The organism is Pseudoalteromonas luteoviolacea NCIMB 1942, from assembly GCF_001625595.1.
Lineage (GTDB): Bacteria > Pseudomonadota > Gammaproteobacteria > Enterobacterales > Alteromonadaceae > Pseudoalteromonas > Pseudoalteromonas luteoviolacea_A.
Genome location: NZ_AUXT01000084.1, coordinates 1 through 2,499 on the forward strand (window position 1 = coordinate 1; position 2,499 = coordinate 2,499).

Below are 2,499 nucleotides of genomic sequence, written 5' to 3' on the forward strand. Positions count from 1 at the left end.
AGTTTGGTTGTGATCCCTAAAGAGGCTGCGGCCTCAGAAACTGAATAGCCTTGCTCTGTTACTAAAGCAACTGCTTCTTGTTTAAATTCTGTTGTATAAGTTTTGTTTTTTGTTTTTTCGTTTTGTCATTTAACACCTCAATATTAGAACATTGTCCATTATTAAAGTGTCCGGCTCAATTAAACCAGTTCATTCAGAACATCTCGAATCTGTTGTACATCAATTTGTTCGATGGAGTATTTATGTAATGGTTTTAAATCGTTTGATATATGACGGTTAACTTTGGCAATATGCTCCTCACCCCATTTACTTTTATTAAACTCCCACCATGTCAATGATATTTTGCTAAAAATCAGCTCAGGCGTCTTTAATGCCTTCTTATTCTTGAGTCTCTCTTCCATTGGATGGATACCCTGAATAAGCAATAAACGAGCACCTTTTGCTAACTCACGAGCTTTTGAAAGGGATATAGAGGGGTATTTTTCAAGTGCCATTTCTTGATGTTTTTCAGCATACTTATAGCGAAACCGCCAAAGCTTGGAACCTGTATTTTTTATTAATAAATACAATCTATTACCATCAAACCTTTTGGTTTGCTTCTGTCCGTCTTCGCAAGAAAGACTTTTCAACTGACCCGCAACTAGTCCCATAACCAATCTCAATACAACAGTACAATGCGGGGTATACTATCTATTTATGTACAAAAATAACTGGGGTGATTCGCAACATACCCTACTAACTACCTCTTCAATTTGTGCAATTCGATGAAAACAAATGAAACTACATGTAATTATAAAACCCATTAAAAAAGCCCGCAATACGTTAATTTGCGGGCTCTTTGAAAAGTTTTGAATGTCTATGAAATGATCATAGGTCGGCCTACATCATACCGCCCATATAGAGCTTAAGCACTTGTTTCTATTGAATTATTAACATGGAAGAAAGTGGTGACACCCCACCTTATACCCCTAGGATGAAATAAAGGATAAATTTATTTATTTTTCAATCGGTTGCCAATTCAAACAGAAAGTTAAAGTGACAGTCCCTTAAGACTTTTAGCTAGACAACCAATAATGTAAGTAAACACGAGTGTGTGAGATATTGACCATAGACGAAATAGCGTTCATAGTGTTATTTTTAGTAGAATAGTTCCAGTATGGAACTATATTATGTTTGACTCTCGGTCAATTCTGACCTTGACTATATAGTATGAGTCGATAGAATTCGGCTCCACGATGATACAGGAGGAGATGTAGATGAGTGGTATTGTAGAGTCTATTTCTAACTTTTTCACTCCTGGGTTAGAGCAGAGCAAAAAGGCCCAAATTAAAGTTGTGGCCAAGGGTGACGGTACATTTACAGTTCCGATGGCATCTTTTCGGAAAAGTAATGAAGTACAAAAGCAAATAAGATATCTTACTCAAGAGAAGAAAGAGGGAGCATAAGGCTCCCTTTTTTGTTTGATGAAGTGAAGGATTCATTGAGATATGCTCAAACCTACAGTAATTTTAGTGCTTACATTTACTATCATCGGTTATATCTTCTGTTCTCGAAACTATTTAACTAAACCAACCTTCAGAAAAACCAGTGGATATCATACATTTATTCTATCTGCAGCGTGGGGAATTGGTTTATGGCTTGTATCTGCATTACTATTTGGACTAACAACTCTAGTCTTTTTCTTGCTGTCATGGGAAAGCGGTTTAATCGCTCCTTTATTAACACATTTTATACAAGTGATATTCCCCAATCTCTACGTTCCTTTATATGCGATACATAGTTTTCAGATATCTATAATTGCACTTTTTCTAGCTCTAAAAGGGCCTAGCATAATACTACATTTTGTAGCTAAAATGACAGGTGAAAGTGAAGATAATGTGGCAAATGCTGTGTACTATAGTTTATCGGCTACAGATGATACGCCTGAATTTACCCAGATAACTACTCGAAGCATGACCGTCGGCTTGCCGATTGCGTTCACACTATCAAATAGTAAAGTGTACATAGGATACCCTACGGAAATTGCCTTTCATATGAACGATATTATGATATTGCCTCTTAAAAGTGGCTATAGATGTGAAAATGAGCAAAGGTTAGAGTTGGTCACTGACTATGTACCTGTTTGGGATGATATTCGAGAGGAATTATCGGCCTCACAAGAGGAAGAAGTTGATTTGGATCTAGACAGGTTTTTGATAAATATACCCGTACGTGAAATTGTTCATGCAAATTTACATGATTTTCATTACAGGAAAAACTTTGAAAAATATGAAAGACCCAAAAAGAAAAGTTATATTCCTGAAAACACTGTCGATGTAGAGCTGGAAATTCAACATAATTCAGGAGAGGAAGAACCAACGACATAAGTATCAAAGCTAACGTAGACAGGCCCCCCGATTAATTATGAGGGCGTTCAAAATTCTGTGTCAGCTTAAAAAGTTAAATATCAAGCACGCTATCTAAACGCCCTTCAAAATAAATCGCTAACTGAGATAAACA

The 2,499-nt window shown here is 36.4% G+C and carries 3 protein-coding genes and 1 pseudogene; 2 read left to right on the top strand and 2 right to left on the bottom strand.

From position 1 onward, the window contains the following. Both N482_RS24105 and N482_RS05335 read right to left on the bottom strand, forming a co-directional pair. Window positions 1-104 (bottom strand): annotated as a pseudogene (locus tag N482_RS24105) (transposase); the annotation flags it as partial. A gap of 75 nt (window positions 105-179) precedes the next feature. Then, a complete protein-coding gene (locus N482_RS05335) occupies window positions 180-650 on the bottom strand; it encodes an integrase arm-type DNA-binding domain-containing protein (protein WP_063376086.1) in 471 nt (156 codons plus the stop codon). 606 nt (window positions 651-1,256) lie between these two features. On the opposite strand from N482_RS05335, the gene N482_RS05340 reads away from it, so the two are divergent. Next, window positions 1,257-1,445, top strand: coding sequence for a hypothetical protein (locus N482_RS05340; protein ID WP_063376087.1), 189 nt, complete (start codon window positions 1,257-1,259; stop codon window positions 1,443-1,445). A 42-nt stretch (window positions 1,446-1,487) separates the two neighbouring features. Beyond that, the gene (locus N482_RS05345) at window positions 1,488-2,366 is read left to right on the top strand and encodes a hypothetical protein (protein ID WP_063376088.1); all 879 of its coding nucleotides are present in this window, start codon (window positions 1,488-1,490) and stop codon (window positions 2,364-2,366) included. Window positions 2,367-2,499: the final 133 nt, after the last annotated feature.

What these genes read in the sequence shown, in the direction of transcription:
- N482_RS05335 (WP_063376086.1), bottom strand. Translation starts at nt 650, where the DNA reads ATGGGACTAGTTGCGGGTCAGTTGAAAAGTCTTTCTTGCGAAGACGGA.
- N482_RS05340 (WP_063376087.1), top strand. Translation starts at nt 1,257, where the DNA reads ATGAGTGGTATTGTAGAGTCTATTTCTAACTTTTTCACTCCTGGGTTA.
- N482_RS05345 (WP_063376088.1), top strand. Translation starts at nt 1,488, where the DNA reads ATGCTCAAACCTACAGTAATTTTAGTGCTTACATTTACTATCATCGGT.